This window comes from Streptomyces luomodiensis (assembly GCF_031679605.1).
Lineage (GTDB): Bacteria > Actinomycetota > Actinomycetes > Streptomycetales > Streptomycetaceae > Streptomyces > Streptomyces luomodiensis.
Genome location: NZ_CP117522.1, coordinates 4,123,260 through 4,148,635, shown reverse-complemented (window position 1 = coordinate 4,148,635; position 25,376 = coordinate 4,123,260). Strand labels below are relative to the sequence as shown.

At 68.5% G+C, this 25,376-nt stretch carries 14 protein-coding genes and 3 rRNA genes; 15 read left to right on the top strand and 2 right to left on the bottom strand.

Features of this window, described 5'->3' with window-relative positions; all coding sequences use genetic code 11:
• The first annotated feature begins 619 nt into the window (after positions 1-619).
• From PS467_RS17380 to PS467_RS17365, 4 genes are all read left to right on the top strand, one after another.
• Positions 620-802 carry a Trm112 family protein gene (locus tag PS467_RS17380; protein ID WP_268972466.1) on the top strand — a complete coding sequence of 61 codons (183 nt, stop codon included), beginning with the start codon at positions 620-622 and terminating at the stop codon, positions 800-802.
• An 88-nt stretch (positions 803-890) separates the two neighbouring features.
• Positions 891-2,180, top strand: a complete 1,290-nt coding sequence (locus PS467_RS17375; protein ID WP_311036062.1) for an SIS domain-containing protein — start codon at positions 891-893, stop codon at positions 2,178-2,180.
• 61 nt (positions 2,181-2,241) lie between these two features.
• Positions 2,242-3,441 (top strand): mannose-6-phosphate isomerase, class I, encoded by a 1,200-nt coding sequence (manA, locus tag PS467_RS17370; RefSeq protein WP_311036061.1) that lies wholly within the window; start codon positions 2,242-2,244, stop codon positions 3,439-3,441.
• Positions 3,442-3,567: 126 nt separating this feature from the next.
• Entirely contained in the window at positions 3,568-4,503 is a 936-nt protein-coding gene (locus tag PS467_RS17365; RefSeq protein ID WP_311036060.1) for a cation diffusion facilitator family transporter, read from the top strand.
• Positions 4,504-5,038: 535 nt separating this feature from the next.
• On the opposite strand, the gene PS467_RS17360 is transcribed toward PS467_RS17365, so the two are convergent.
• Entirely contained in the window at positions 5,039-7,213 is a 2,175-nt protein-coding gene (locus tag PS467_RS17360; RefSeq protein ID WP_311036059.1) for a fructose-specific PTS transporter subunit EIIC, read from the bottom strand.
• Between the two features lie 409 nt (positions 7,214-7,622).
• On the opposite strand from PS467_RS17360, the gene ahcY reads away from it, so the two are divergent.
• The 5 genes from ahcY to rrf all read left to right on the top strand — a co-directional run bounded on the left by ahcY (position 7,623) and on the right by rrf (position 15,629).
• Positions 7,623-9,080 (top strand): adenosylhomocysteinase, encoded by a 1,458-nt coding sequence (gene ahcY, locus PS467_RS17355; RefSeq protein WP_268972461.1) that lies wholly within the window; start codon positions 7,623-7,625, stop codon positions 9,078-9,080.
• Between the two features lie 156 nt (positions 9,081-9,236).
• Positions 9,237-9,854 carry a hypothetical protein gene (locus PS467_RS17350; RefSeq protein WP_311036058.1) on the top strand — a complete coding sequence of 206 codons (618 nt, stop codon included), beginning with the start codon at positions 9,237-9,239 and terminating at the stop codon, positions 9,852-9,854.
• Between the two features lie 652 nt (positions 9,855-10,506).
• A 16S ribosomal RNA gene (locus PS467_RS17345) occupies positions 10,507-12,033 on the top strand.
• 288 nt (positions 12,034-12,321) lie between these two features.
• Positions 12,322-15,440, top strand: a 23S ribosomal RNA gene (locus tag PS467_RS17340).
• A 72-nt stretch (positions 15,441-15,512) separates the two neighbouring features.
• Positions 15,513-15,629, top strand: a 5S ribosomal RNA gene (gene rrf / locus PS467_RS17335).
• Together the 16S, 23S and 5S rRNA genes form the textbook arrangement of a ribosomal RNA operon.
• A gap of 295 nt (positions 15,630-15,924) precedes the next feature.
• Here rrf and PS467_RS17330 read toward each other — a convergent pair.
• Positions 15,925-17,196: a hypothetical protein gene (locus PS467_RS17330; RefSeq protein ID WP_311036057.1), complete on the bottom strand. Its 1,272-nt coding sequence runs from the start codon at positions 17,194-17,196 to the stop codon at positions 15,925-15,927.
• Positions 17,197-17,345: 149 nt separating this feature from the next.
• On the opposite strand from PS467_RS17330, the gene mtnA reads away from it, so the two are divergent.
• The 6 genes from mtnA (at position 17,346) to PS467_RS17300 (ending at position 25,375) form a co-directional block, all read left to right on the top strand.
• Positions 17,346-18,503 (top strand): S-methyl-5-thioribose-1-phosphate isomerase, encoded by a 1,158-nt coding sequence (mtnA, locus tag PS467_RS17325; protein WP_311036056.1) that lies wholly within the window; start codon positions 17,346-17,348, stop codon positions 18,501-18,503.
• Complete coding sequence (gene mtrA / locus PS467_RS17320; RefSeq protein WP_014061181.1) at positions 18,500-19,177, top strand: two-component system response regulator MtrA; 678 nt, start codon at positions 18,500-18,502, stop codon at positions 19,175-19,177. The genes mtnA and mtrA overlap by 4 nt, the downstream gene beginning before the upstream one ends.
• A 1-nt stretch (position 19,178) precedes the next feature.
• Positions 19,179-21,233 (top strand): MtrAB system histidine kinase MtrB, encoded by a 2,055-nt coding sequence (gene mtrB / locus PS467_RS17315; RefSeq protein ID WP_432280595.1) that lies wholly within the window; start codon positions 19,179-19,181, stop codon positions 21,231-21,233.
• Positions 21,223-23,100 carry an LpqB family beta-propeller domain-containing protein gene (locus tag PS467_RS17310; protein ID WP_311036054.1) on the top strand — a complete coding sequence of 626 codons (1,878 nt, stop codon included), beginning with the start codon at positions 21,223-21,225 and terminating at the stop codon, positions 23,098-23,100. Before mtrB ends, PS467_RS17310 begins: the two co-directional genes overlap by 11 nt.
• A 442-nt stretch (positions 23,101-23,542) precedes the next feature.
• On the top strand, positions 23,543-24,448 hold the full coding sequence (locus tag PS467_RS17305; protein ID WP_311036053.1) for a substrate-binding domain-containing protein: 906 nt from the start codon (positions 23,543-23,545) through the stop codon (positions 24,446-24,448).
• 42 nt (positions 24,449-24,490) lie between these two features.
• Positions 24,491-25,375, top strand: a complete 885-nt coding sequence (locus PS467_RS17300) for an amidohydrolase family protein (protein WP_311036052.1) — start codon at positions 24,491-24,493, stop codon at positions 25,373-25,375.
• Position 25,376 lies beyond the last annotated feature (1 nt).

Here is a 25,376-nt window from a genome sequence, read left to right as displayed (position 1 = left end):
AACGTCATGCCCTTCCGCCCGGACGCGCCCAGCCAGTACGACTGGTCGGCGGCGGGTCCGGGCGGCAAGCGGCTGGTGAAGGCCCGCTGCCTTAAGGCCGTCATGGCGTGGGGCCCACGGTCGTCAGCGTGTGGGTCCCACGGCCGCCCGCGCGAAGGGCCATGACCGTCCGCGCGCGGGGCTCGTACGTGGGTGCGTGTGGGCCCTACGGGCGTCCGCCTGTGGTCTCCACGGCCGGCCGAGCGTGGTCCCTATGGGTCGTCAGCGTGCGGGCCCTGCGGGCGTCAGCGTGTGGGCCCGCGGGTGGGTCCATGGCCGTGTCCGTGGGTGGGCGCGTGTGGGCCCACACGCGGTCCCCAAGGCCGCCCGCGCGGCACGCGGTCCCTACGGTCGCCCGCGCGGACGGTCGCCCGCACGTAGGACACGTAGGACCCACGGCCATCCGGGTGCAGGCCCCACGGCGTTTCCGTCTTTCCGTCCCTAGGACCCACGGCGTTTCCGGAGCCGCGGGGCAGCCCCGGGCTCCGGCCCCCACTGGCCGCGCCGCGCCCTCGCCCGGCGGTACGCTGACCACGCCGGACTGATGTCCGGCTGGAACCCATACCCGAAGGGACGCCCCATGCCGCTCGAAGCCGGTCTTCTGGAGATCCTCGCCTGCCCGGCGTGTCACGCCCCGCTGCGCGAGGAGCAGTCCGGTGAGGCCTCCGAGCTGGTGTGCACGGGTGAGGGGTGCGGTCTCGCGTACCCCGTCCGGGACGGCATCCCCGTGCTGCTCGTCGACGAGGCGCGCCGCCCGGCCTGACCCGGCGACCCCGCCGGAGTACCAGCCCGCGCGGTCCCGCGCGGTCCCGCGCGTACCGCCCGCCACGGCGATCGGAGGCCGAAGCACGATGCTCGACGAATCCCTCCTCGACGCCCCCGAGGCCCTCGCCCGCGCCGATACCCGCGGGCTGCTGCGGGCAGCCGCCGAATCCGGCGCCCGCATCCGCACCGCTGCCCGGCATGCCGCCGAGGCGGGGATCGGCGATCTCAAGCCGGACGGGCGGCCGCGCGCCGTCCTGATCGCGGGCCCGGGGGCGGCCGGAAGCTGCACCGCCGACCTCCTCGGCGCGCTCAGCGGGGGCAACTGCCCGGTCAGCCTGATCGCGCCCACCGGCGTCGCTCCCGCGCCGGGCGCGCTGCGCTGGACCCTGCCCGGCTGGGCGGGCCCGCTCGACCTGCTGGTCATCGCGACACCGGACGGTACGGAACCGGGCCTCCCGCGCCTTGTCGAGCAGGCGTACCGCCGCGGCTGCGCGATCGTCGCGGTGGCCCCGGGCCAGTCCCCGCTGACCGGCGCGGTCGCGCAGGCGCGCGGCCTGATGGTGCCGCTGGCCACGACGCCGTACGTCTCGGCCCCGTACGCCACGGGCGGGTACGGCACCGATCCGTACACCAGGGGCCCGCACGCACCCGATGCGGGCGAGGCCGAGGGCGCCCTGGGCGCGGCCCCCGCCTCCCACGGGACGCCGTCCGTCCCGCAGCCCGTCGAGCCGCCCGGCACCGCTCCCGACGAGATGACCGGCCCCGCGCTGCCCGGCACGCTGTGGGCCCTGCTCACCCCGCTGCTCCTGCTGGTCGACCGGATCGGGCTGGTGTCCGCGCCGCCCGCCGCGCTACAGCAGGTGGCCGACCGGCTGGACCAGGTGGCCGAGCGCTGCGGCCCGGCCATCGCCACGTACACCAACCCCGCCAAGACGCTCGCGACCGAGCTGGCCGGGGCGCTTCCGCTGCTGTGGACCGAGGGCCCGGTCGCGGCCGCCGCCGGGCGGCGTTTCGCGGGGCTGCTCGCGGCGCTCGCCGGGCGCCCCGCGCTGGTCGCCGAGCTTCCCGGCGCGCTCGCCGCGCACGGCACGCTGCTGAGCGGGGCGTTCGCGGGCGGGGCCGATCCGGACGACTTCTTCCGCGACCGGGTCGAGGAGCCCGAGGCGCTCCGCGCCCGGATCGTGTTGCTCCACGACGAGCCGGTGGGCCCCGTCTCGGCCGTGCCGACCGCGCGGGAGCTCGCGCTGGCGCACGACACCGCGTTCAGCGAGCTGGAACCGGCCGAGGGCAGCCCGCTGGAGAGCGCCGCGGAACTGCTCGCCATCACGGATTTCACCGCCGTTTACCTCGCGCTCGCTTCGGCGGATAGAACTTGAGGCCGTAAACCGCGCACCACCCGCCGAACGTCCGCTCACTGCACAGTCAGGACCGCACCGCATGGACCGCCTCGTCAACACCGTGCGCCCCTACGCCTGGGGCTCCACCACCGCCATCCCCGAGTTCCTGGGCATCCGGCCGAGCGGCGAGCCGCAGGCCGAGATATGGATGGGGGCACACCCCGGGGCGCCGTCCCGGATCGACCGGGGCGCGGGGTCCGTCGCGCTCTCCGAGGTGATCGCCGCGGACCCCGAGGGCGAACTGGGCGCGGAGGCCGTAAGGCTCTTCGGACCGCGGCTGCCGTTCCTGCTGAAGGTGCTGGCCGCCGCCTCGCCGCTGTCGCTCCAGGTCCACCCCGACCTCGCGCAGGCCAAGGAGGGTTTCGCGGACGAGGCTGAGCGCGGCGTTCCGGCCGATGCCCCGCATCGCAACTACAAGGACGCCAACCACAAGCCCGAGCTGATATGCGCGCTCACGCCGTTCAACGGACTGTGTGGCTTCCGCGACCCGAATGAGGCGGCCGAACTGCTGGCCGCTCTTGAGGTCGACTCGCTCAAACCGTACGTCGACATCCTGCACGCCCACCCGGAGTCGCACGCCCTGCGCGAGGTGCTGACCGCCGTGCTGACCGCCGACCGGGAGGCGATGGCGGAGACCGTAAGGCTGGCCGCTGCCGCCGCCGAGCGGCTCGGCGAGCTGGGCGGTCCGTACGCCCCGGCGTACGCGGCGTACGCCTCCATCGCACGGCACTACCCGGGCGACCCCGGGGTGATCGCCGCGATGCTGCTCAACTTCGTGACCCTCCAGCCCGGCGAGGCGCTCTACCTCGGCGCCGGCGTTCCGCACGCCTATCTCGACGGGCTGGGCGTCGAGATCATGGCCAACTCCGACAATGTGCTGCGCTGCGGACTGACGCCCAAGCACGTGGACGTCCCCGAGCTGCTGCGCGTCGTCCGCTTCGAAAGCGCCGCCCCCGCCGTGCTGCGGCCCGAGGCCGACCCCTCCGGCGAGGAGCTGTACGCCACCCCGATCGACGAGTTCCGGCTCTCCCGCCACGTTCTCGCGGACGGGGCCGAGCCGCGCCCGCTGCCGGCGACCGGCCCGCAGATCCTGCTGTGCGTCTCGGGCGAGGTCTCCCTGCGGGGCGCGGACGGCGGCGGACTTCCGCTGACGCGCGGGCAGTCGGCCTTCGTACGGGCCGGCGAGCAGGTCGCGCTGACCGGTGACGGCACTGTGTTCCGGGCCACAGTGACCGCCTGAGGTACCGCCTGTTCGAAGGGCTGGAACAATGGCCCGCCGTGAGGCGGTAAAGCACAGGCAAAGCTGCCATCAGCTGCATCAGCCGCCATGAGCTTGTCATGAAAGCGGAAGGGACATTCGGCACATATGAGTGCATCAGGCGGAACCAAGGCGATTGTTGCCGCGCTGGGCGCGAACCTGGCCATCGCCGCAGCCAAGTTCGTGGCGTTCGCCTTCAGCGGCTCGTCGTCGATGCTCGCCGAGGGCGTGCACTCGATCGCCGACTCGGGCAACCAGGGGCTGCTGCTGCTCGGCGGGAAGAAGGCCAAGCGCGAGGCCACCCCCGAGCACCCCTTCGGCTACGGGCGCGAGCGCTACATCTACGGCTTCCTCGTCTCCATCGTGCTGTTCAGCGTCGGCGGTGTCTTCGCGCTGTACGAGGGTTACGAGAAGATCCAGCATCCGCATGAGCTGGAGCACTGGTACTGGCCGGTCGGGGTCCTCGTCTTCGCGGTCATCGCCGAGGGCTTTTCCTTCCGCACGGCCATCAAGGAGTCCAACGAGCTCCGCGGCCAGCTGACCTGGGCGCAGTTCGTGCGCCGGGCCAAGGCCCCCGAGCTGCCGGTCGTCCTCCTGGAGGACTTCGGCGCCCTCATCGGTCTGGTCCTCGCCCTCGGCGGCGTCGGGCTCACGCTGCTGACCGGCGACAGCATCTGGGACGGCATCGGCACCCTCTGCATCGGCGCCCTGCTGGTGCTGATCGCCCTGGTGCTCGCGGCCGAGACCAAGTCGCTGCTGCTCGGCGAGGCGGCCGACGCCACCCAGGTCGCCAGGATCCGCGAGGCGGCCGTGGACGGCGACACCGTCACCAGTGTGATCCACATGCGTACGCTCCACCTCGGCCCCGAGGAGCTGCTGGTCGCAGCCAAGATCGCGGTGCAGCACGACGACACGGCGGCGGAGGTCGCCCGCGCGATCGACGCCGCGGAGGCGCGCATCCGCGAGGCGGTGCCCATCGCCCGCGTCATCTACCTGGAGCCGGACATCCTCCGGACGTCCCCCACCACGCCCCCGTCGGCCTGACCCACCGGCCTGCCACCCAGACCCGCCCGACCACCCCGGCCTCCGTCTCTCCGGAGCGCCTTCCCCGTCGCAAGAGCGCGCTCCAGGCCAACGCCTGGGCGGAGACGGGGGCGAAACCCGCGAGCTGGGGGGCTGAAGCTCCTGAGCCGGGACCGGAAGTCCCCGAGCGGAAGTCCCCGAGCTGGGGGCCGGAGTCCTCGGCTGGGGCTGTGGCTCCTGAGTCGGGACTGGAAGTGCCCCGATCTGGGCTCGGGTCCCCGAGCCGGGTCCGAAGTCCTGGCATCGGGGGACCCTCGCGCCGGGACGGGAAGTCCTCGAGCCGGGGACTGGGGCTCCTGAGCCGGGGCTGGAGTCCCGGCGCCGGGGGCCCGGCGCCGCGCGCCGGGGTTGGGCTCCCGAGCTGGGACCGGATTCGCTGGCGCCGGGGGCCGGGGGAGGAGCCCCAACGGTCCCGGGCCCGTGGCTTGCTCCGGGCTCGGGAAGGCGCGGGGACGGGACAGGGTAGGCACCCGTCCGCCCCGCCCCCGCCCCCGACCTACTCGATCTCCCCCAGCACCCGCAGAATCGCCCCCACATCCGCGGCCCCCAGCAAGCGCTCCCGGAACTCCGCGGCCATCAGCGTGCGCGACAGCAGCGCCAGGATCCGCAAATGCTCATCGCCCGCGGCCGCCTCCGGCACCGCGATCATGAACACCAACCTGGCCTTCGTCCCGTCCGGCGCGCCCCAGTCGATGCCCTCGGGGGCGCGCGCGAAGCCGACGACCGGAGCGGTCACCGCGTCCGTCTTGGCGTGCGGAATCGCGATCTCCTCGCCGAGGCCGGTGGTGCCCTGGTCCTCACGGGCGAACGCCGCCCGCACCAGCTCCGCCGTATCCGCCACCCTGCCGGTCGCGGCCAGCAGCTCGGCCATCTCGCGGATCGCGGCGTCCTTACGGTTCGCCGTCAGCCGCTCCTTCACGGTCCGCTCGGTCAGATAGCCGGACAGCACCTGGTCCACCGCGCCTGACTCGGACGCGGTCCCGCTTCCCGGTTCGCCGTCGGCGGTCTCGACGGACACCGCCGTACGGGCCGCCCCCGGGGCCGCCGCGCCACTACTCGCCGCCGAAGCCGCCGACACCGCCGAATCCACCGACACCGCCGCGCCGCCGCTCGCCGCCCCCGTATCGCCGATATCGCCGACACCGCCGCCCACCCCGGCCGGGACCGGCTCGGGCGCGGGCGGGGCAACCGGGGAGGAGGCTTCCGCGGCCATGGCCCGGCCGCCGCCCACCGACATCAGCGCGATCGTGCCCAGCGCGGTGACCGCCGTACCGACGACGACGGCGACGAAGAACATCGGCACCCCGCCGACCGCGCCGAGCACCGCGACGATCGGACCGCCGTGCGGCACGTTGTCCTCGACCGACGCCACCCCGGCTATCGCCCCGGCGACCGCGCCGCCCAGCATGTTCGCCGGAATGACCCGCGCCGGACGGGCCGCGGCGAACGGAATCGCCCCTTCGGTGATGCCGAAGAAGCCCATGAAGAGCGCCGCGAGCCCGGTCTCCCGCTCCTGGTCGTCGAACATCCGGCGGCGCAGCAGCGTGGCCAGCCCCTGCCCCAGCGGCGGAACCGGAATGGCCGCCGCACACGCCCCCATGACCTCGGGGTTCTTGGACACCAGTCCCGCCCCGAAGAGGAACGCGGTCTTGTTGACCGGCCCACCCATGTCGAACGCGATCATCAACCCGAGGAGAACGCCGAGCAGCGCCGCGCTGGTGCCGGTCAGCCCGCCGAGCCAGTCGGTGAGGTGCTCGAAGACCCAGGAGATCGGCTCGCCGAGGACATAGATGAAGAAGAGGCCGAGCGCCGAGGTCGCCACGATCGGAATCACGATGATCGGCATGATCGGCTGGACGAACTTCGGAACCCTGACCTGCTTGATCCACAGCACCAGATAGCCGGCCAGGAAGCCGGTGACGATCGCCCCGATGAAGCCGGCGCCCGCCTCGCTGTCGTACAACTCGCCGTGCGCCGCGATCCAGCCGCCCACCATGCCGGGGACCAGCGCGGGCCGGTCCGCGATGGCGTAGGCGATATAGCCGGACAGGGCCGGGATCATCAGCTGGAAGCCGATGGTCCCGATGTCGTTGACCGTCTTCCAGAAGGAGTCGTCGGGGATGACGATGCCCTCGGACGTCGTATCACCGCCCAGTGCGAGCGAGACCGCGATCAGCAGTCCGCCGACCACGACGAACGGGATCATGTACGAGACGCCGTTCATGAGCGCCTTATAGGTGACGCTGCGCCCCTTACCGCCGCCGCCGGGAGCCGCCGGGGCGGCGCCGCCCTCGGTGTCCCGGCCGCCGCCCTGGTACACCGGCGCTTCACGGACCTGCTCGATCAGCCGCTCCGGGTGGTGGATGCCCTCGGCGACCCCGACGACAAGCACCTTCTTACCGATGAAGCGGCTGCGGTCGACGTCCTTGTCGGCGGCGATGATGATGCCGTCCGCGTTTCTGACATCGTTGTCAGACAGCACGTTCTCGGCCCCGATCGAGCCCTGGGTCTCCACCTTCATGCTGTGGCCGAGCGACTCCGCCGCCTGAGCCAGCTTCTCAGCGGCCATATAGGTGTGGGCGATGCCCGTGGGACAGGCGGTCACCGCGAGCAGCTTGAGCCCCGGTCCGCTGGCCCCCGCACCGTTGGGGGGATCGGCTGGACTGGTCACGTGGTTCTCCTTAACAACGCGTTGAGCGGGCGCGGGAAGCTGCCAGCGTCCCCGCGCTCGCGGCATCGTGCAATACATCCGGCCGGGATCAAAGCGCCCGGATGAGCCACGGTGCCCGCGGCGGCGTGGCCGTAGGCCCCGGTCAAGGCGTCGCGGTCGACGATGGCCGATGCGGGCTGGGGTTCGCTGCGCCGATCGGTGTAGATTCGTGACCGAGCCAGACGTCGCTGCTGATGGCGGTCGGGCGGTCCGCACCGCGGGCCGGCCGAGGGAGAGAGGGCCTCCGACGGACTGCGCACTGTGAGGTAGAAGGGGACAGGTGTGTCCGCCGTGCGGGGGCCCTGCCCAGGCCTCGCATGCCCAGCCGAAACCACTCTCGCTCGCACACGATCGAGGAGGAGCAGCACTCATGACGACAGCCGTCTCCGGTCAGGACTTCAAGGTCGCGGACCTCTCTCTGGCTGCCTTCGGCCGTAAGGAGATCACCCTCGCCGAGCATGAGATGCCCGGCCTGATGGCGATCCGCAAGGAGTACGCCGAGCAGCAGCCGCTGGCCGGCGCCCGTATCACCGGCTCGCTCCACATGACGGTGCAGACCGCCGTTCTGATCGAGACCCTGGTCGCCCTCGGCGCCCAGGTCCGGTGGGCCTCCTGCAACATCTTCTCCACCCAGGACCACGCCGCGGCCGCGGTCGCCGTCGGCCCGCAGGGCACTCCGGAGAACCCGCAGGGCATCCCGGTCTTCGCCTGGAAGGGCGAGACGCTGGAGGAGTACTGGTGGTGCACCGAGCAGGCGCTGACCTGGCCCGGCACCCCCACCGGCGGTCCCAACATGATCCTGGACGACGGTGGCGACGCCACCCTCCTCGTCCACAAGGGCGTCGAGTACGAGAAGGCCGGCGCCGCCCCTGACGTCGCCACCGCCGAGAACGACGAGCACCGCGTCATCCTCGAGCTGCTGAACCGCACCATCGCCGCGAGCCCGCAGAAGTGGACCCAGCTCGCGTCCGAGATCCGCGGCGTCACCGAGGAGACCACCACGGGCGTGCACCGCCTCTACGAGATGCAGCGGGACGGCACGCTGCTCTTCCCGGCGATCAACGTCAACGACGCGGTGACCAAGTCCAAGTTCGACAACAAGTACGGCTGCCGCCACTCCCTGGTCGACGGCATCAACCGCGCCACCGACGTGCTGATCGGCGGCAAGGTCGCGGTCGTCTGCGGCTACGGCGACGTGGGCAAGGGCTGCGCCGAGTCGCTGCGCGGCCAGGGCGCCCGGGTGATCGTCACCGAGATCGACCCGATCTGCGCGCTTCAGGCGGCGATGGACGGCTACCAGGTCGCCACCCTGGACGACGTGGTGGAGACCGCCGACATCTTCGTCACCACGACCGGCAACAAGGACATCATCCTGGCCTCCGACATGGCCAAGATGAAGCACCAGGCGATCGTCGGGAACATCGGCCACTTCGACAACGAGATCGACATGGCCGGGCTCGCCGCCGTCCCGGGCATCGTGAAGGACGAGGTCAAGCCGCAGGTCCACACCTGGACCTTCCCTGACGGCAAGAAGATCATCGTGCTCTCCGAGGGCCGCCTGCTGAACCTCGGCAACGCGACCGGTCACCCGTCGTTCGTGATGTCCAACTCCTTCGCGAACCAGACCATCGCCCAGATCGAGCTCTTCACCAAGCCGGAGTCGTACCCGACCGACGTCTATGTGCTCCCCAAGCACCTGGACGAGAAGGTCGCCCGTCTCCACCTGGACGCGCTCGGGGCCAAGCTGACCACGCTCCGGCCCGAGCAGGCCGCCTACATCGGCGTCCCGGTCGAGGGCCCGTACAAGCCCGACCACTACCGCTACTGATCGCGTACCGCTGCTGATCGCGTCCGCTGATCGCACCGGCGCCGCCGACCGCACCGTCGGCGGCCGCTGACCTGGCCCCGCCCCTCGCGGGCGGGGCCCCAGGGCCCGTCCGTGCCGTCCGGCCGGGCGGGCCCCACGCTCGTCAAGGACCTCACCATGCCCCGTGGCCGCTACTCCCTCCACGACCCGCACGATCACACCCCCCTGGGTGAGGAGCACTTCCAGTGCGCGCCCGGACCCAGCGGCTGGCGCTATGTCGCACAGCGGACCTCACCGTCAGGCGATCACACCGGATCCGTGGACCTCACCCTCGACGAACTCGGCCGGCCCCTCAGGGTCGAACTGCACGCGGCGAGCTGGCAGGTCAGGGGCGCCGCGCTGGACGGGGTGACCTGGGTCCGCACCGACCCCACCGGGGAGCACGCGACCGAGGGCAATGTCCGAGCCCACTCCTTCACCGGCGCCTCCCCGGCCTTCCTGGTCGCCGTCTCCCGCCTGCTGCGGCTGGAACCGGGCGCCGGGTCCGTCCGGGTCCGCCTCGTGGCCTTCACTGATCCGGTCCTCGCCCCCCTCACCCTGGACCAATCCTGGGCACTCCTCGACAGAACCGGACACGCCACTGACACGGGACCGCTGGTTGTGGACGAATACCAGGTCAGCGAGGTGGACACCGGAGAGGTCCGGACGGTCCACATCGCCGGAGACGTGGTGCTCGCCGCCCCCGGCATCGAGCTGGAGGATCTGGAAAGCCCGCCGTCGACCTTCGCGGCCTGACCTCTGTCACCCCTCTGACCTGCGACATTGGGAAAGTTTCGCGGACCCCTTGACGCAGGTCATGCGAGTACGTACGTTAGAGGGTCGCGGTGAGCGGAGAGGGTGGCCTCTCCGGGGTGCCGCACGAAGAATCTTCCCCAGATCCCTTGACCGGGTCCGCTGGGGGAGGTAGGTTTAAACGGTTGTGGTGAGCAGGGACTGCCCGCCGCAGACAGATGGTGAATCTGAATCGCTCCGCATGTGGATGGAAATCCAACGGAGCACCTTTGACACCCCGCAGGCATCACGCGAAGCCGATTAGGTTCGGCGGATGAGAGTCTGCTAAAGTCGAAAACACGCCGAAAGGCAAGGCCCTCCAACGGCCACCGGAAACGGAATTCGGATCGGAAACGGACCGGAAATCGGATCTGGTAAGGTTGGAAACACCGAAGGGAAGCGCCCGGAGAAACCGGTGAAAGGGTTTCGAAGGAAGCGTCCGTTCCTTGAGAACTCAACAGTGTGCCAAAAGTCAACGCCAGATATGTTGATAACCCCGTCCATCTCGGACGAGGTTCCTTTGAAAAACACAGCGAGGACGCTGTGAACGGGACTGGATTATTCCTCCGGTTCTGTTCCGCTCTCGTGCAGTGTTTGCCGGGATATCCCGGAAGCATTCACGGAGAGTTTGATCCTGGCTCAGGACGAACGCTGGCGGCGTGCTTAACACATGCAAGTCGAACGATGAACCGGTTTCGGCCGGGGATTAGTGGCGAACGGGTGAGTAACACGTGGGCAATCTGCCCTGCACTCTGGGACAAGCCCTGGAAACGGGGTCTAATACCGGATATGACCGCCGACCGCATGGTCTGGTGGTGGAAAGCTCCGGCGGTGCAGGATGAGCCCGCGGCCTATCAGCTTGTTGGTGGGGTGATGGCCTACCAAGGCGACGACGGGTAGCCGGCCTGAGAGGGCGACCGGCCACACTGGGACTGAGACACGGCCCAGACTCCTACGGGAGGCAGCAGTGGGGAATATTGCACAATGGGCGCAAGCCTGATGCAGCGACGCCGCGTGAGGGATGACGGCCTTCGGGTTGTAAACCTCTTTCAGCAGGGAAGAAGCGCAAGTGACGGTACCTGCAGAAGAAGCGCCGGCTAACTACGTGCCAGCAGCCGCGGTAATACGTAGGGCGCAAGCGTTGTCCGGAATTATTGGGCGTAAAGAGCTCGTAGGCGGCTTGTCGCGTCGGATGTGAAAGCCCGGGGCTTAACTCCGGGTCTGCATTCGATACGGGCAGGCTAGAGTTCGGTAGGGGAGATCGGAATTCCTGGTGTAGCGGTGAAATGCGCAGATATCAGGAGGAACACCGGTGGCGAAGGCGGATCTCTGGGCCGATACTGACGCTGAGGAGCGAAAGCGTGGGGAGCGAACAGGATTAGATACCCTGGTAGTCCACGCCGTAAACGTTGGGAACTAGGTGTGGGCGACATTCCACGTTGTCCGTGCCGCAGCTAACGCATTAAGTTCCCCGCCTGGGGAGTACGGCCGCAAGGCTAAAACTCAAAGGAATTGACGGGGGCCCGCACAAGCGGCGGAGCATGTGGCTTAATTCGACGCAACGCGAAGAACCTTACCAAGGCTTGACATACATCGGAAACACTCAGAGATGGGTGCCCCCTTGTGGTCGGTGTACAGGTGGTGCATGGCTGTCGTCAGCTCGTGTCGTGAGATGTTGGGTTAAGTCCCGCAACGAGCGCAACCCTTGTTCTGTGTTGCCAGCATGCCTTTCGGGGTGATGGGGACTCACAGGAGACTGCCGGGGTCAACTCGGAGGAAGGTGGGGACGACGTCAAGTCATCATGCCCCTTATGTCTTGGGCTGCACACGTGCTACAATGGCCGGTACAATGAGCTGCGAAGCCGTGAGGTGGAGCGAATCTCAAAAAGCCGGTCTCAGTTCGGATTGGGGTCTGCAACTCGACCCCATGAAGTCGGAGTCGCTAGTAATCGCAGATCAGCATTGCTGCGGTGAATACGTTCCCGGGCCTTGTACACACCGCCCGTCACGTCACGAAAGTCGGTAACACCCGAAGCCGGTGGCCCAACCCTTGTGGGGGGAGCCGTCGAAGGTGGGACTGGCGATTGGGACGAAGTCGTAACAAGGTAGCCGTACCGGAAGGTGCGGCTGGATCACCTCCTTTCTAAGGAGCACATAGCCGACTGCGAGCGGATGTCTCGCACGGTTGCTCATGGGTGGAACGTTGACTATTCGGCACGGCCGTTGGCCTGGTGTCTTCAGTACTGCCTCTCCGGGGGCGTGGAACGGGATGATCGGGTGCGGTCGGGTCGGGCACGCTGTTGGGTGTCTGAGGGTACGGGCGAGAGGGTTTCGCTTGTTCCTTCGGCCGGTCTCGGTGTACTGCACGTGAGTGTGGGTGACGGGGTACGGGTCGTTGTTTGAGAACTGCACAGTGGACGCGAGCATCTGTGGCCAAGTTTTTAAGGGCGCACGGTGGATGCCTTGGCACCAGGAACCGATGAAGGACGTGGGAGGCCGCGATAGGCCCCGGGGAGCTGTCAACCGAGCTGTGATCCGGGGGTGTCCGAATGGGGAAACCCGGCAGTCGTCATGGGCTGTCACCCATACCTGAACACATAGGGTATGTGGAGGGAACGCGGGGAAGTGAAACATCTCAGTACCCGCAGGAAGAGAAAACAACCGTGATTCCGGGAGTAGTGGCGAGCGAAACTGGATGAGGCTAAACCGTATGTGTGTGATACCCGGCAGGGGTTGCGCATGCGGGGTTGTGGGAGTGAGCTTCAGTCGTCTGCCGGCGGCTGGGTGAGTCAGAAACCATTGCGATAGGCGAAGGGCATGCGAAAGGCCCGGCGTAGAGGGTAAGACCCCCGTAGCTGAAATCGTGGTGGCTTGCTTGCTTGTTTCCCAAGTAGCACGGGGCCCGAGAAATCCCGTGTGAATCTGGCGGGACCACCCGCTAAGCCTAAATATTCCCTGGTGACCGATAGCGGATAGTACCGTGAGGGAATGGTGAAAAGTACCGCGGGAGCGGAGTGAAATAGTACCTGAAACCGTGTGCCTACAAGCCGTGGGAGCGTCGCGCAGAGACTTGTCTCTGCGTCGTGACTGCGTGCCTTTTGAAGAATGAGCCTGCGAGTTTGCGGTGTGTTGCGAGGTTAACCCGTGTGGGGGAGCCGTAGCGAAAGCGAGTCCGAAGAGGGCGTTTGAGTAGCGCGCTCAAGACCCGAAGCGGAGTGATCTAGCCATGGGCAGGTTGAAGCGGAGGTAAGACTTCGTGGAGGACCGAACCCACCAGGGTTGAAAACCTGGGGGATGACCTGTGGTTAGGGGTGAAAGGCCAATCAAACTCCGTGATAGCTGGTTCTCCCCGAAATGCATTTAGGTGCAGCGTCGTGTGTTTCTTGCCGGAGGTAGAGCACTGGATAGGCGATGGGCCCTACCGGGTTACTGACCTTAGCCAAACTCCGAATGCCGGTAAGTGAGAGCGCGGCAGTGAGACTGTGGGGGATAAGCTCCATGGTCGAGAGGGAAACAGCCCAGAGCATCGACTAAGGCCCCTAAGCGTACGCTAAGTGGGAAAGGATGTGGAGTCGCAGAGACAACCAGGAGGTTGGCTTAGAAGCAGCCATCCTTGAAAGAGTGCGTAATAGCTCACTGGTCAAGTGATTCCGCGCCGACAATGTAGCGGGGCTCAAGCGTACCGCCGAAGTCGTGTCATTGCAGCGTAAGGCCTAACGGCTGTTGTGATGGGTAGGGGAGCGTCGTGTGCCGGGTGAAGCAGCCGTGTAAGCGAGTTGTGGATGGTTCACGAGTGAGAATGCAGGCATGAGTAGCGATTCACACGTGGGAAACGTGTGCGCCGATTGACTAAGGGTTCCTGGGTCAAGCTGATCTGCCCAGGGTAAGTCGGGACCTAAGGCGAGGCCGACAGGCGTAGTCGATGGACAACCGGTTGATATTCCGGTACCCGCTTTGAAGCGCCAACGCTGAACCAGGCGATGCTAAGTCCGTGAAGCCGCCCTGGATCCTTCGGGTGAAGGGGAGTGGTGGAGCCGACGGTCCAGACCTGTAGTAGGTGAGTGATGGGGTGACGCAGGAAGGTAGTCCAGCCCGGGCGGTGGTTGTCCCGGGGTAAGGGTGTAGGACGCAAGGTAGGTAAATCCGTCTTGCTTATGTCTGAGACCTGATGCCGAGCCGATTGTGGTGAAGTGGATGATCCTATGCTGTCGAGAAAAGCCTCTAGCGAGTTTCATGGCGGCCCGTACCCTAAACCGACTCAGGTGGTCAGGTAGAGAATACCGAGGCGTTCGGGTGAACTATGGTTAAGGAACTCGGCAAAATGCCCCCGTAACTTCGGGAGAAGGGGGGCCATTGCTGGTGATGAGTTTTGCACTCGGAGCTGGTGGTGGCCGCAGAGACCAGCGAGAAGCGACTGTTTACTAAAAACACAGGTCCGTGCGAAGCCGTAAGGCGATGTATACGGACTGACGCCTGCCCGGTGCTGGAACGTTAAGGGGACCGGTTAGTCACATTTCGGTGTGGCGAAGCTGAGAACTTAAGCGCCAGTAAACGGCGGTGGTAACTATAACCATCCTAAGGTAGCGAAATTCCTTGTCGGGTAAGTTCCGACCTGCACGAATGGCGTAACGACTTCTCGACTGTCTCAACCATAGGCCCGGTGAAATTGCACTACGAGTAAAGATGCTCGTTTCGCGCAGCAGGACGGAAAGACCCCGGGACCTTTACTACAGCTTGATATTGGTGTTCGGTTCGGCTTGTGTAGGATAGGTGGGAGACTGTGAAGCCGCAACGCCAGTTGTGGTGGAGTCGTTGTTGAAATACCACTCTGGTCGTGCTGGATGTCTAACCTGGGTCCGTGATCCGGATCAGGGACAGTGTCTGGTGGGTAGTTTAACTGGGGCGGTTGCCTCCTAAAGGGTAACGGAGGCGCCCAAAGGTTCCCTCAGCCTGGTTGGCAATCAGGTGTTGAGTGTAAGTGCACAAGGGAGCTTGACTGTGAGACCGACGGGTCGAGCAGGGACGAAAGTCGGGACTAGTGATCCGGCGGTGGCTTGTGGAAGCGCCGTCGCTCAACGGATAAAAGGTACCCCGGGGATAACAGGCTGATCTTCCCCAAGAGTCCATATCGACGGGATGGTTTGGCACCTCGATGTCGGCTCGTCGCATCCTGGGGCTGGAGTCGGTCCCAAGGGTTGGGCTGTTCGCCCATTAAAGCGGTACGCGAGCTGGGTTTAGAACGTCGTGAGACAGTTCGGTCCCTATCCGCTGTGCGCGTAGGAGTCTTGAGAAGGGCTGTCCCTAGTACGAGAGGACCGGGACGGACGAACCTCTGGTGTGCCAGTTGTTCTGCCAAGGGCATGGCTGGTTGGCTACGTTCGGGAGGGATAACCGCTGAAAGCATCTAAGCGGGAAGCCTGCTTCGAGATGAGGGCTCCCACCTCCTTGAGGGGTTAAGGCTCCCAGTAGACGACTGGGTTGATAGGCCAGATATGGAAGCCGGGTGACCGGTGGAGTTGACTGGTACTAATAGGCCGAGGGCTTGTCCTCAGTTGCTCGCGTCCACTGTGTTGGTTCTGAAGTAATGAACCGTGTTGTTTCCGGTTGTTATCTTCATAGTGTTTCGGTGGTCATAGCGTTAGGGAAACGCCCGGTTACATTCCGAACCCGGAAGCTAAGCCTTTCAGCGCCGATGGTACTGCAGGGGGGACCCTGTGGGAGAGTAGGACGCCGCCGAACAAATTTTTAGCCTCGGTCCCGAGTATATTGTGCTCGGGACCGAGGCATTTTTGCGTTCCCATTCGATCGGATGTTCCACCGGATCGAGTGAAAAGGCATCAGTGCCCCTGGCGTGGCGAGGGGGAGGGCGCGCAGAGTTGTCAGTGAGGCGGTCCGGTGGGCCCGTTGACGTCTGGTCAACAGGCCCTGGGCTGTGCCGAACGGGCGATGGGGGAGGTGATGGCCCGTGATGGTGACGACTCGTGTGGTGAGGGCCCGTAGGGTGACACCCCGTTCGTCTCCGTGTGTGGTGCCATCAGTTGCCGGACGTGGAGCCGACGGTCGGCTGGTCCGTGCCGTGGCCTTCCGGATGGTCTCCCCGCATCCCCGCGGCGCGGGCGAGCTCGAGGTCGAGCGCCTCACGCCGGATGCGCTGGTCCATGTAGAGAAGGGCCGTCACACCCGCGCTGATCGGGAAGGTGATGGTCGAGCTGATCGCCCCGCCGACACCGACCACGGCCAGGAAGGTCCAGCTGACGGAGACGGATTCACCGGACAGCCAGTCCATGGCGTTGTCCCCGCCGATCAGCATGGCGACCAGACTGGTGGGAATCTCCACGATGGCGCCGACGATGAAGACCAGGACGACGGCCAGCAGTTGAACGCCGAAGACGCGCCCCCACGCACCGCGCACCAGTTTGGAGGAGCGTCGCAGGGATGGGATGATCCCCTGCTTCTCCAGCATCAGCGCGGCCGGTGCGAGGCTGAAGCGGATCCAGAGCCAGGCGGCGACACCTGCTCCGGCGAGTCCGCCCAGAGAGGCGAGTGCGGCGCCTTCGCTGGGCACGCCCGCCGCGGCCAGCAGCAGACCCGGCGTCATACCGGCGGCGATGACGGCCATGGCGATGGCGGGGACCAGAAGCAGGAGCCCGCACAGCTGAAGCAGGTACGGCCGGGCGCCGGCCCAGGCCTCCCGGATGGTCACGGATCGGCCCAGCACCGCCCGTGCGGCGACCACGGTCATCAGGGCCGTGGTGACGATCGTTCCGAGGACGCCCATCAGCAGGGCGACTCCGCTGTCTCCGAAGGCGTTGCCGACGGCGCGCATCGCCTCGCTGACGGTGACGTCCCGTTCGTCGAGGACATGGGTCTCGTTCCCGTGAGCCTTGTTGAACCAGAGTCCCGTGGCGGCCGTGATCAGACCCTGGATGACGATCGAGACGACGAGCGAGATGCCGAGGACCGTGAGCCAGTGGGCGCGCATGATGCCCACCGCGCCGTCCAGGATCTCGCTGACGGCCAGCGGGCGCAGGGGGATGACACCGGGTCGGGGAGCGGGCGGCTGACGCCGGCCGGTGCCCCATCCGCCGGTGGGCGCCGCGGCGGGCCGGACCGGCGGCGGTGGCGTGGGGCCTCTGCCCGATACGGTCCAGTGACCGGGCGGCGGCTGGCGGCGGGCCCAGGTGGCGCCCCGGGCGGGTTGCTCCGGTGCGGGCTGGTCGGCGGGCTCGCCCTGCTGCTGAGCGCCGCGGTCCGGTTCGTCGGAAGGGGACGATCCGGGCGGGGCCCAGCCCGGAGAGTCATTCATCGTCGCTCCGTAGGTCGTTCGTTGGCCGGCCGCGGCGTCCGCGGCGGACGGATGGCAGCCATCGTGCCACGGTGCGTTCTCCCCCGTACCGGCCACTGGGGACGGTCCGGCACTTCAATAGTCGGTGGCGTACAGGGCAGACTGGGCGGATGGCTGATCAGCATCCGCTGTCCCCGGAAGGCCCCATACCTCCCGCTGTTTTGGCGCTGCGCTGGGAGGAACCCCCGGAGGGGCCCGTATTGGTACTCCTCGACCAGACCCGGCTGCCCGCCGAAGAGGTCGACCTGGTGTGCACCGATGTGCCGGCGCTGGTGGAGGCGATCCGCTCCCTCGCCGTGCGCGGCGCCCCGCTGCTCGGCATCGCCGGGGCATACGGTGTCGCGCTCGCCGCGGCCCGGGGTTTCGATGTGGACGAGGCCGCCGACGCGCTCGCCCACGCCCGTCCCACGGCCGTCAACCTCGCCTATGGCGTTCGCCGGGCCGCCGCCGCGTACCAGGCCGCGATCCGGGAGGGCGCGGACGATGCGCAGGCCGCCGCGGTCGCCCTCGCCGAGGCCCGCGCGCTGCACCGGGAGGATGCCGAGGCCAGTGACCGCATGGCGGCCCACGGTCAGGCGCTCCTCGATGAGTTGCTGCCGGCCGGCGGCCATCGGATCCTCACCCACTGCAACACCGGCGCCCTGGTCTCCGGGGGTGAGGGCACCGCCCTCGCCGTGGTCAAGGCGGTGCACCGGGCGGGACAGCTGCGACGGCTCTGGGTGGACGAGACCCGACCCCTGCTCCAGGGGGCGCGGTTGACCGCGTATGAGGCGGCGCGCGCCGGGATGGCGTACACCCTGCTCACCGACAACGCGGCGGGCTCCCTGTTCGCGGCGGGCGAGGTGGACGCGGTGCTGATCGGGGCGGACCGGATCGCCGCGGACGGCTCGGTGGCCAACAAGGTGGGCAGCTATCCGCTCGCGGTGCTGGCTCGCTATCACCATGTGCCGTTCGTGGTGGTCGCCCCGACCACCACGGTGGACCCGGCCACTCCCCATGGAGCCGCGATCGAGGTCGAACAGCGCCCCGGACATGAGGTGACAGACATCACAATTCCATATGTCCCCGCCGTCGGACATGTGGCGGGCACCGGAGTGCCGGTGGCTCCCCTGGGGACACAGGCCCACAATCCGGCTTTCGACGTCACACCACCGGAGTTGGTGACGGCGATCGTCACCGAGCACGGGGCGGTCTCTCCGGTCACCGCGGACGGTATCGCCGAGCTGTGCTCCAGGTCACGATCGGGTAATGGGATGATGTCGACATGAAGGGACGCGTCCTTGTCGTCGACGACGACACCGCACTGGCAGAGATGCTCGGCATTGTGCTGCGCGGCGAAGGCTTTGAACCGTCGTTCGTGTCGGACGGCGACAAGGCTCTTGCCGCCTTCCGCGAGACCAAGCCCGATCTGGTGCTGCTCGATTTGATGCTGCCCGGACGGGACGGCATCGAGGTCTGCCGGCTGATCCGGGCCGAGTCAGGGGTGCCCATCGTCATGCTCACGGCCAAGAGTGACACGGTCGACGTGGTGGTCGGGCTCGAGTCCGGGGCGGATGACTACATCGTCAAGCCGTTCAAGCCCAAGGAGCTGGTGGCCCGGATCAGGGCGCGGCTGAGGCGTTCCGAGGAGCCGGCGCCGGAGCAGCTCGCGATCGGCGATCTGGTGATCGACGTGGCGGGGCACTCGGTGAAGCGGGACGGGCAGTCGATAGCGCTGACGCCGCTGGAGTTCGACCTTCTGGTGGCGCTGGCCCGTAAGCCGTGGCAGGTGTTCACCCGGGAGGTGCTGCTGGAGCAGGTGTGGGGCTATCGGCACGCTGCCGACACCCGGCTGGTGAATGTGCATGTGCAGCGACTGCGGTCGAAGGTCGAGAAGGACCCGGAGCGGCCGGAGATCGTGGTGACCGTGCGCGGTGTCGGCTACAAGGCCGGGCCCAGCTGAGATGACGGGTGGCGGTACGGCGCCGCAGCCCGGTGGGCCGGGAGGCGGGGCTCCGGAGGGTGCCCGGATGGGGCGGCCCGACCCGGCGGGTGAGATACCGCTGCTGCGCAGGTTGTGGAGCGGTGGGCATCTGCTGCCCGACGGGGCGTCCGTAGGGCCGGCCCATCCGTTGGTCCGGTTGTTCGGCCGGTGGGTGCGCCGTCCGCTGGTGCCCGCTGCCCGGCTGTGGCGGCGGAACATCCAGCTGCGGGTGGTCGCCACCACGCTGCTGATGTCGCTCGGCGTGGTGCTGCTGCTGGGTCTGGTGGTCATCGGGCAGGTGCGCAACGGTCTGCTGGACGCCAAGCGCCATGCGGCGCAGGGGCAGGCCGTCGGTGGGTTCGAGGTGGCCGAGCAGATGGCCGACCGCAAGAGCGATGCCGGTGGCCAGGACGGTGCGGGGGCCGGCGCCCAGGATTCCGGTTCCTGGCTGAACGCGCTGGTGGAGCAGCTCGCCAGCGGCGGTAAGGGCGCGTACTCGGTGGTGGCGCTCAGCTCCGACTCGGGTGAGACGCCGTATGTGGCCAGCCGGGGGCCGCGGGCCTCCGGCGATGTGCAGCCGGACAGTGTGCCCGCGGATCTGCGCCGACGGGTGGACGAGGGGCGGACCGCGCCGTACGAGCGGTACGGGCGGATCGTGCACGCGGGCTCCGGCGATTCCGAGTCCGCGTTGATCATCGGCAAGCGTCTGGACGACAACAACGGCGACGCCTACCAGCTCTACTACCTCTTCCCTTTCACCCAGGAGGAGAAGTCGCTGAGCCTGGTGAAGGGCACTTTGGCCACGGCCGGGGTGTTCGTGGTGGTGCTGCTCGGCGCCATCGCCTGGGTGGTGGTCCGGCAGGTCGTGACGCCCGTAAGGATGGCGGCGGGGATCTCGGAGCGGCTGGCGGCCGGTCTGCTCCAGGAGCGGATGAAGGTCACTGGGGAGGACGACATCGCCCGTCTCGGCGAGTCGTTCAACAAGATGGCGCAGAACCTCCAGCTCAAGATCCAGCAGCTGGAGGAGCTCTCCCGGATGCAGCGCCGCTTCGTCTCCGATGTCTCCCATGAGCTGCGCACCCCGCTGACGACCGTAAGGATGGCGGCGGACGTCATCCATGAGGCGCGTGAGGACTTCGATCCGATCACCGCGCGCTCCGCCGAGCTGCTGTGGGGCCAGGTCGACCGCTTCGAGTCGCTGCTCAGCGATCTGCTGGAGATCAGCCGGTTCGACGCGGGCGCGGCCGCGCTGGAGGCCGAGCCGATCGATCTGCGGGATGTGGTGCACCGGGTGGTGGACGGTGCCGAGCCGCTCGCCGAAGCCAAGGGCACCCGGATTCTGGTGCGGGGCGCCGAGGCGCCTGTGGTCGCGGAGGCGGACCCCCGTCGCGTCGAGCGGGTGCTGCGCAATCTGGTGGTCAACGCCGTGGAGCACGGTGAGGGCCGCGATGTGGTCGTGCGGCTCGCGGCGGCGGGCGGTGCGGTGGCCGTCGCGGTGCGGGACTACGGCGTGGGGCTCAAGCCCGGTGAGGCGACCCGGGTGTTCAACCGCTTCTGGCGGGCCGATCCGGCTCGTGCGCGCACCACTGGCGGCACCGGTCTGGGGCTGTCGATCGCGGTGGAGGACGCGCGGCTGCACGGCGGCTGGCTACAGGCGTGGGGCGAGCCCGGTGGCGGTTCGCAGTTCCGCCTGACGCTGCCGCGTACGGCGGGCGATGTGCTGCGTGGTTCGCCGATCCCGCTGGAGCCCGAGGACTCCCGGCGCAACCGCCGGCCGGCTGACGTCGAGGCCCCGCGGCCCCTGGCGGAGCGGTCGGCGGCAGCGGTTCCCGCGCAGCCGCGGTCCGCGCTGCCGTCCGCCGACGCCGCGGCGCCGTCGCCGTCGTCGGCCGGTCCGACGGCGCTGCCGGGCAATGGGTCGCGGGTGGTGCGCGGCGCCCCGGAGACGCCGTCCGACGGGCCGTCGGGCGGCCGGGCGCCGTCCGCCCGGCAGACGACACCGACCGAAGGGGAGGGCCGACCTCGTGGGCACTGATCGTGGCGACCGTCACCGTTTCCGCCGCCGGGTGCGCCGGCCGGGCCGCCGGGCCCTGAGCACGCCCACGCTGCTGGCCTGTGGCGCCCTGCTGCTGTCGGGCTGCGCCTCGATGCCCGGCAGCGGCGATGTGCGGCGGGTGGACTCCTCACCGCGCTCCGACGCCGATGCGCAGGTCCGGGTGTACGGGGTGAGTCCGGGTAAGGGCGAGCAGCCCGCTGAGCTGGTTTCCGGCTTCCTGGAGGCCACCACGAGCGACGAGGAGAACTTCGGCACGGCGAAGGAGTACCTGACCAAGAGCGCGGCCAAGCGGTGGCAGCCGTTCGCGGCCACCACCGTGCTGGAGCAGGCGCCGGACGTCCGGGTCGAGACGGACCCGGGCGACCGGGACGGCAACGGTAAGACGGTCGTGCTGTCGGGCAAGCGGATCGCGGTCGTGGACGACACGCACGCCTACAAGCCCGATGAGCAGCCGTACGAGGAGCGCATCCACCTCACTCTGAGCGGTTCGGAGTGGCGGATCGACGGGCCGCCGCGGGGGCTGATCCTCGGCGAGTCCGACTTCCAGCGCATCTATCGCTCGGTCAACAAGTACTACTTCGCCGATCCGGGCCCGGATGCCGAGGAGTCGAAGGTCGCGAACCACGTTCTGGTGGCCGATCCGGTCTATGTGCGGCGCCGGATCGACCCGGTCACCGCGACCGTCAAGGCGCTGCTGGACGGTCCGACGGGGTGGCTGGAGCCGGTGGTCAGCAGCTCCTTCCCGAGCGGTACGGCGCTCGGCAGCCGGGGCGAGCGGCTGTCGCTGGACGACTCGAAGGCGCTGAAGGTCCGGCTGAGCGACCGGGCGGCCGGCGTCAGCGGGGCGCGCTGTGCCCGGATGGCGGCGCAGACGCTGTTCACGGTCCAGGATCTGGGTGAGGGATCGTCCCAGGTCAGCGGGGTGCGTCTGGAGCGGCAGAACGGCTCGGAGCTGTGTGCCCTCTCCAGGGACGCGGCGCGTGCGTATGCCCCGGAGGGGGTCGAGGGCCATCCGCTGCACCAGTATTTCGTCGACTCCCAGCACCGGATGGTCCGGCTGACCGACGACGAGGACCGGCCACAGCCCGTTCCGGGGCCGTTCGGCGCCGATGACGCGGGTCTGGGCCTGGTGGCGGTCTCCCGTGACGAGCGGCACGCGGCCGGGGTCACGGCCGACGGCCAGTCGCTGTACGTCACCGAGCTGGCGTCCGACGCCGAGCGCGGCAAGGTGCGGCTGCGCAGCCAGGGCGGCAGCGTGGCGCACGGCCTGACGGCGCCGAGCTGGGACGGTCTGGGCGGGTTGTGGGTGGCCGACCGGGATCCGCAGCGGCCGCGGCTGCTGCGGCTGCGGGACGGTACCGGGCCGGTGGACGAGGTGGAGCTGCCGAAGCTCGGCGGTGGCCGGATCACGGCGTTGCGGGTGTCCGCGGACGGTTCCAGGATCGCGATGCTGGTCGAGCGGTCCGGCCACAGCACGCTGCGGCTCGGCCGGATCGAGCGGCGGGGCACGGCGGCCGACCCGAAGCTGTCGGTGCGGGCGTTGCAGGCGATCGCGCCGAAGCTGGAGGACGTCGACACCTTCTCCTGGGCGGGTGACAGCAGGCTGGTGGTCGCGGGCCGGGAGTCGGACGGGGTGCAGCAGCTCCAGTACGTGGAGACGGACGGTTCCCCGGCGAACGTCCCGGAGGTGCCGGGGCCGAACGGTGTGCAGTCGATCGGCGCCTCGGAGGACCAGACCCGGCCGCTGATCGCCGAGACCAGGGAGAACGGCATCGTGCGGCTGCTGCCGAACACCGACTGGAAGACCGTGGACCAGGACGGTACGGCTCCGGTCTACCCGGGTTAGGCGGGGGTCGCTTCCCGACGCGAGGGGCGGGGCGGCGACGGGGACCACGCGGACCGGGTCGAGGCAGGCGTGGGCGCGCGGAGGCGCGAAGCGGTCCATGATCCGGCGACCGCGTGCCCATGTGACCGTGCTCGGTTCGCTGCTTGGTACAGCTTTCTTTGTATAACAATCCATGAGGTGTGGCCACCCTGTGGTCGCTTCGAGAAAACGCGGACGCGCTCGGCCGGTCTGGGTGGCTTCGCCGGTTCGGGCAGGGTGCCGTCGTGGTCCGTCAGACCATCCGTGGGTGGCATTGTTAAACGATCTGGCGCTCAGAGGGTTGATCCAGGCGTGAATCGTGCGTACGGTGCGCCAAGACTGTTCAACGGACTGGTGTTCACCGTCGGTGGAGTGACGGCACCAGTGCACTCTCTGTATTCGTCTGTAACGCAGGAGTTGCTTCATGGCCAAAACCCTGTCCATCGCGGCGAAGTCCTACCCGCACACGGCGTTCCTCGGCGATCCCGGCTTCAGCGTCGGGGGGTACGGCATCGAGCTCGCGGCGGCTGATCCGATCTACAAGGCGTTCGCTCCGATGGTGCGTGAGCTCCGCTACGACGTCAGCGAACTCGCGATCGCGACCTTCCTTCAGGCCCACGAGGCCGGTGCCCCGATCGCACTGCTGCCGGTGGTACTGAGCGGCGACTTCCACCACCACTCCCTCACCCGTTGGCCCGGTTCGGCCGAGATCAGCCCGTCGGACCTGGCCGGCAAGCGGGTCGGTGTCCGGGCCTACAGCCAGACGACCGGCCTGTGGGTCCGCGGCATCCTGCACGAGGAGTTCGGCGTCGACGCCAAGGACGTCACCTGGGTCACCACCGAGGAGCCGCACGTCGCGAGCTACGTCGAGCCGCCGAACGTCGAACGGACGACGGGCAGGGTGCTCGACGTGCTGGAGCGCGGTGACGCCGTGGCCGCTGTGCTGGGCCCGCCGGCGCTGGACGGGGCGCAGGGACCGCTGGTGCCGATCATCCCGAACTGGCGTGAGGCCGAGGAGGCCTGGGGCGCCCGGCACGGGACGGTGCCGATCAACCACATGCTCACCGTCCGGCGGGATTTCCTGGAGGCCGAGCCCCGGACGGTTTCGGCGCTCTACCAGGCTTTCGGCGCCCAGATCGAGGCCCGTAAGGCGGCCGAGGCCGCGCCCGGTCCCCGCGTGCGCGCCCTGCGGTTCGGGGTGACCGAGGAACTCGTCGCCGGCCTCCAGGTCGCGATCGACTACGCCCTCCAGCAGAACGTCATCCGTACGCCGGTCACCGCGGCCGAGCTCCTCGACGACTTCACCCGGCACCTCGGTGAGCCTGCCTGATCACACCCGCTCGCCGCGCCATCCACCAGTTCTGAGGTGCACATGTTCAACGTCGACACGCACACCCACATCATCTCGCCCGACACCGGTTCCTACCCCGCGGCTCCGCTCGGCGGCCACCGCTCCACCTGGTCCCAGGAACGGCCCACCGACATCGACGGCCTCCTGCGTCAGGCCGACGCCGCCGGCGTCGACCACCTCGTCGTCGTCCAGGCCTCCACGGTCTACGGGTTCGACAACAGTTACGTGGCCGATCAGCTCGCCCGGCACGCCGACCGCATCAGCGGGGTCTGCTCGGTGGACTTCCTCTCTCCGAAGGCGGTCGACGACCTCCAGCACTGGATCGACGAGCGGGGCTTCTCGGGAGTCCGCATCCGCGCCGCCGACGGGACGACGGCCGTCCCGACGCCCGGCCGCGGCCTCGACGACGAGCGCATGGCCCCGGTCTGGCAGTTCCTGTCCGACCGCCGGGTGCCGGTCTGCATCCAGATGCACGCCCAGCACGCCCCCATCCTCGCGGGGCTCCTCCAGCAGTACCCGGGCCTCACCGTGATCCTCGACCACGCGGGGCGGCCGCGGGTGGGCGACGACACGGTGCTGTACCCGAGTGCCGCCGGGGTACCCCGGCTCAGCGAGACGGGCCGGGTCTTCATCAAGCTCACGCCGCCGGCCGTGCTGCGCGCGCAACGCGAGGCCGGATCCGCGGCGCCGGTGGTCCGCGCGCTGATCGAGGAGTTCGGCGCGGCGCACGTGATGTGGGGTTCGAACTTTCCCGCCTCGGCCGGGTCGTTGGCCGAGCTGGCCGACCTCATCAGGGCGCAGCTGCCGACGCTCGACGCCACCGACCTGGAACTGATCGCGGGCGGCACCGCCGGCCGGCTGTACGGGCTCGGCCGCGGTGCGGGTCCTGGCGCCGAGGATCGGTGAG

What these genes read in the sequence shown, in the direction of transcription:
- mtrB (WP_432280595.1), top strand. Translation starts at nt 19,179, where the DNA reads ATGACGGGTGGCGGTACGGCGCCGCAGCCCGGTGGGCCGGGAGGCGGG.
- mtrA (WP_014061181.1), top strand. Translation starts at nt 18,500, where the DNA reads ATGAAGGGACGCGTCCTTGTCGTCGACGACGACACCGCACTGGCAGAG.
- PS467_RS17375 (WP_311036062.1), top strand. Translation starts at nt 891, where the DNA reads ATGCTCGACGAATCCCTCCTCGACGCCCCCGAGGCCCTCGCCCGCGCC.
- PS467_RS17330 (WP_311036057.1), bottom strand. Translation starts at nt 17,196, where the DNA reads ATGAATGACTCTCCGGGCTGGGCCCCGCCCGGATCGTCCCCTTCCGAC.
- mtnA (WP_311036056.1), top strand. Translation starts at nt 17,346, where the DNA reads ATGGCTGATCAGCATCCGCTGTCCCCGGAAGGCCCCATACCTCCCGCT.
- ahcY (WP_268972461.1), top strand. Translation starts at nt 7,623, where the DNA reads ATGACGACAGCCGTCTCCGGTCAGGACTTCAAGGTCGCGGACCTCTCT.
- PS467_RS17300 (WP_311036052.1), top strand. Translation starts at nt 24,491, where the DNA reads ATGTTCAACGTCGACACGCACACCCACATCATCTCGCCCGACACCGGT.
- PS467_RS17365 (WP_311036060.1), top strand. Translation starts at nt 3,568, where the DNA reads ATGAGTGCATCAGGCGGAACCAAGGCGATTGTTGCCGCGCTGGGCGCG.
- PS467_RS17305 (WP_311036053.1), top strand. Translation starts at nt 23,543, where the DNA reads ATGGCCAAAACCCTGTCCATCGCGGCGAAGTCCTACCCGCACACGGCG.
- PS467_RS17350 (WP_311036058.1), top strand. Translation starts at nt 9,237, where the DNA reads ATGCCCCGTGGCCGCTACTCCCTCCACGACCCGCACGATCACACCCCC.
- PS467_RS17380 (WP_268972466.1), top strand. Translation starts at nt 620, where the DNA reads ATGCCGCTCGAAGCCGGTCTTCTGGAGATCCTCGCCTGCCCGGCGTGT.
- manA (WP_311036061.1), top strand. Translation starts at nt 2,242, where the DNA reads ATGGACCGCCTCGTCAACACCGTGCGCCCCTACGCCTGGGGCTCCACC.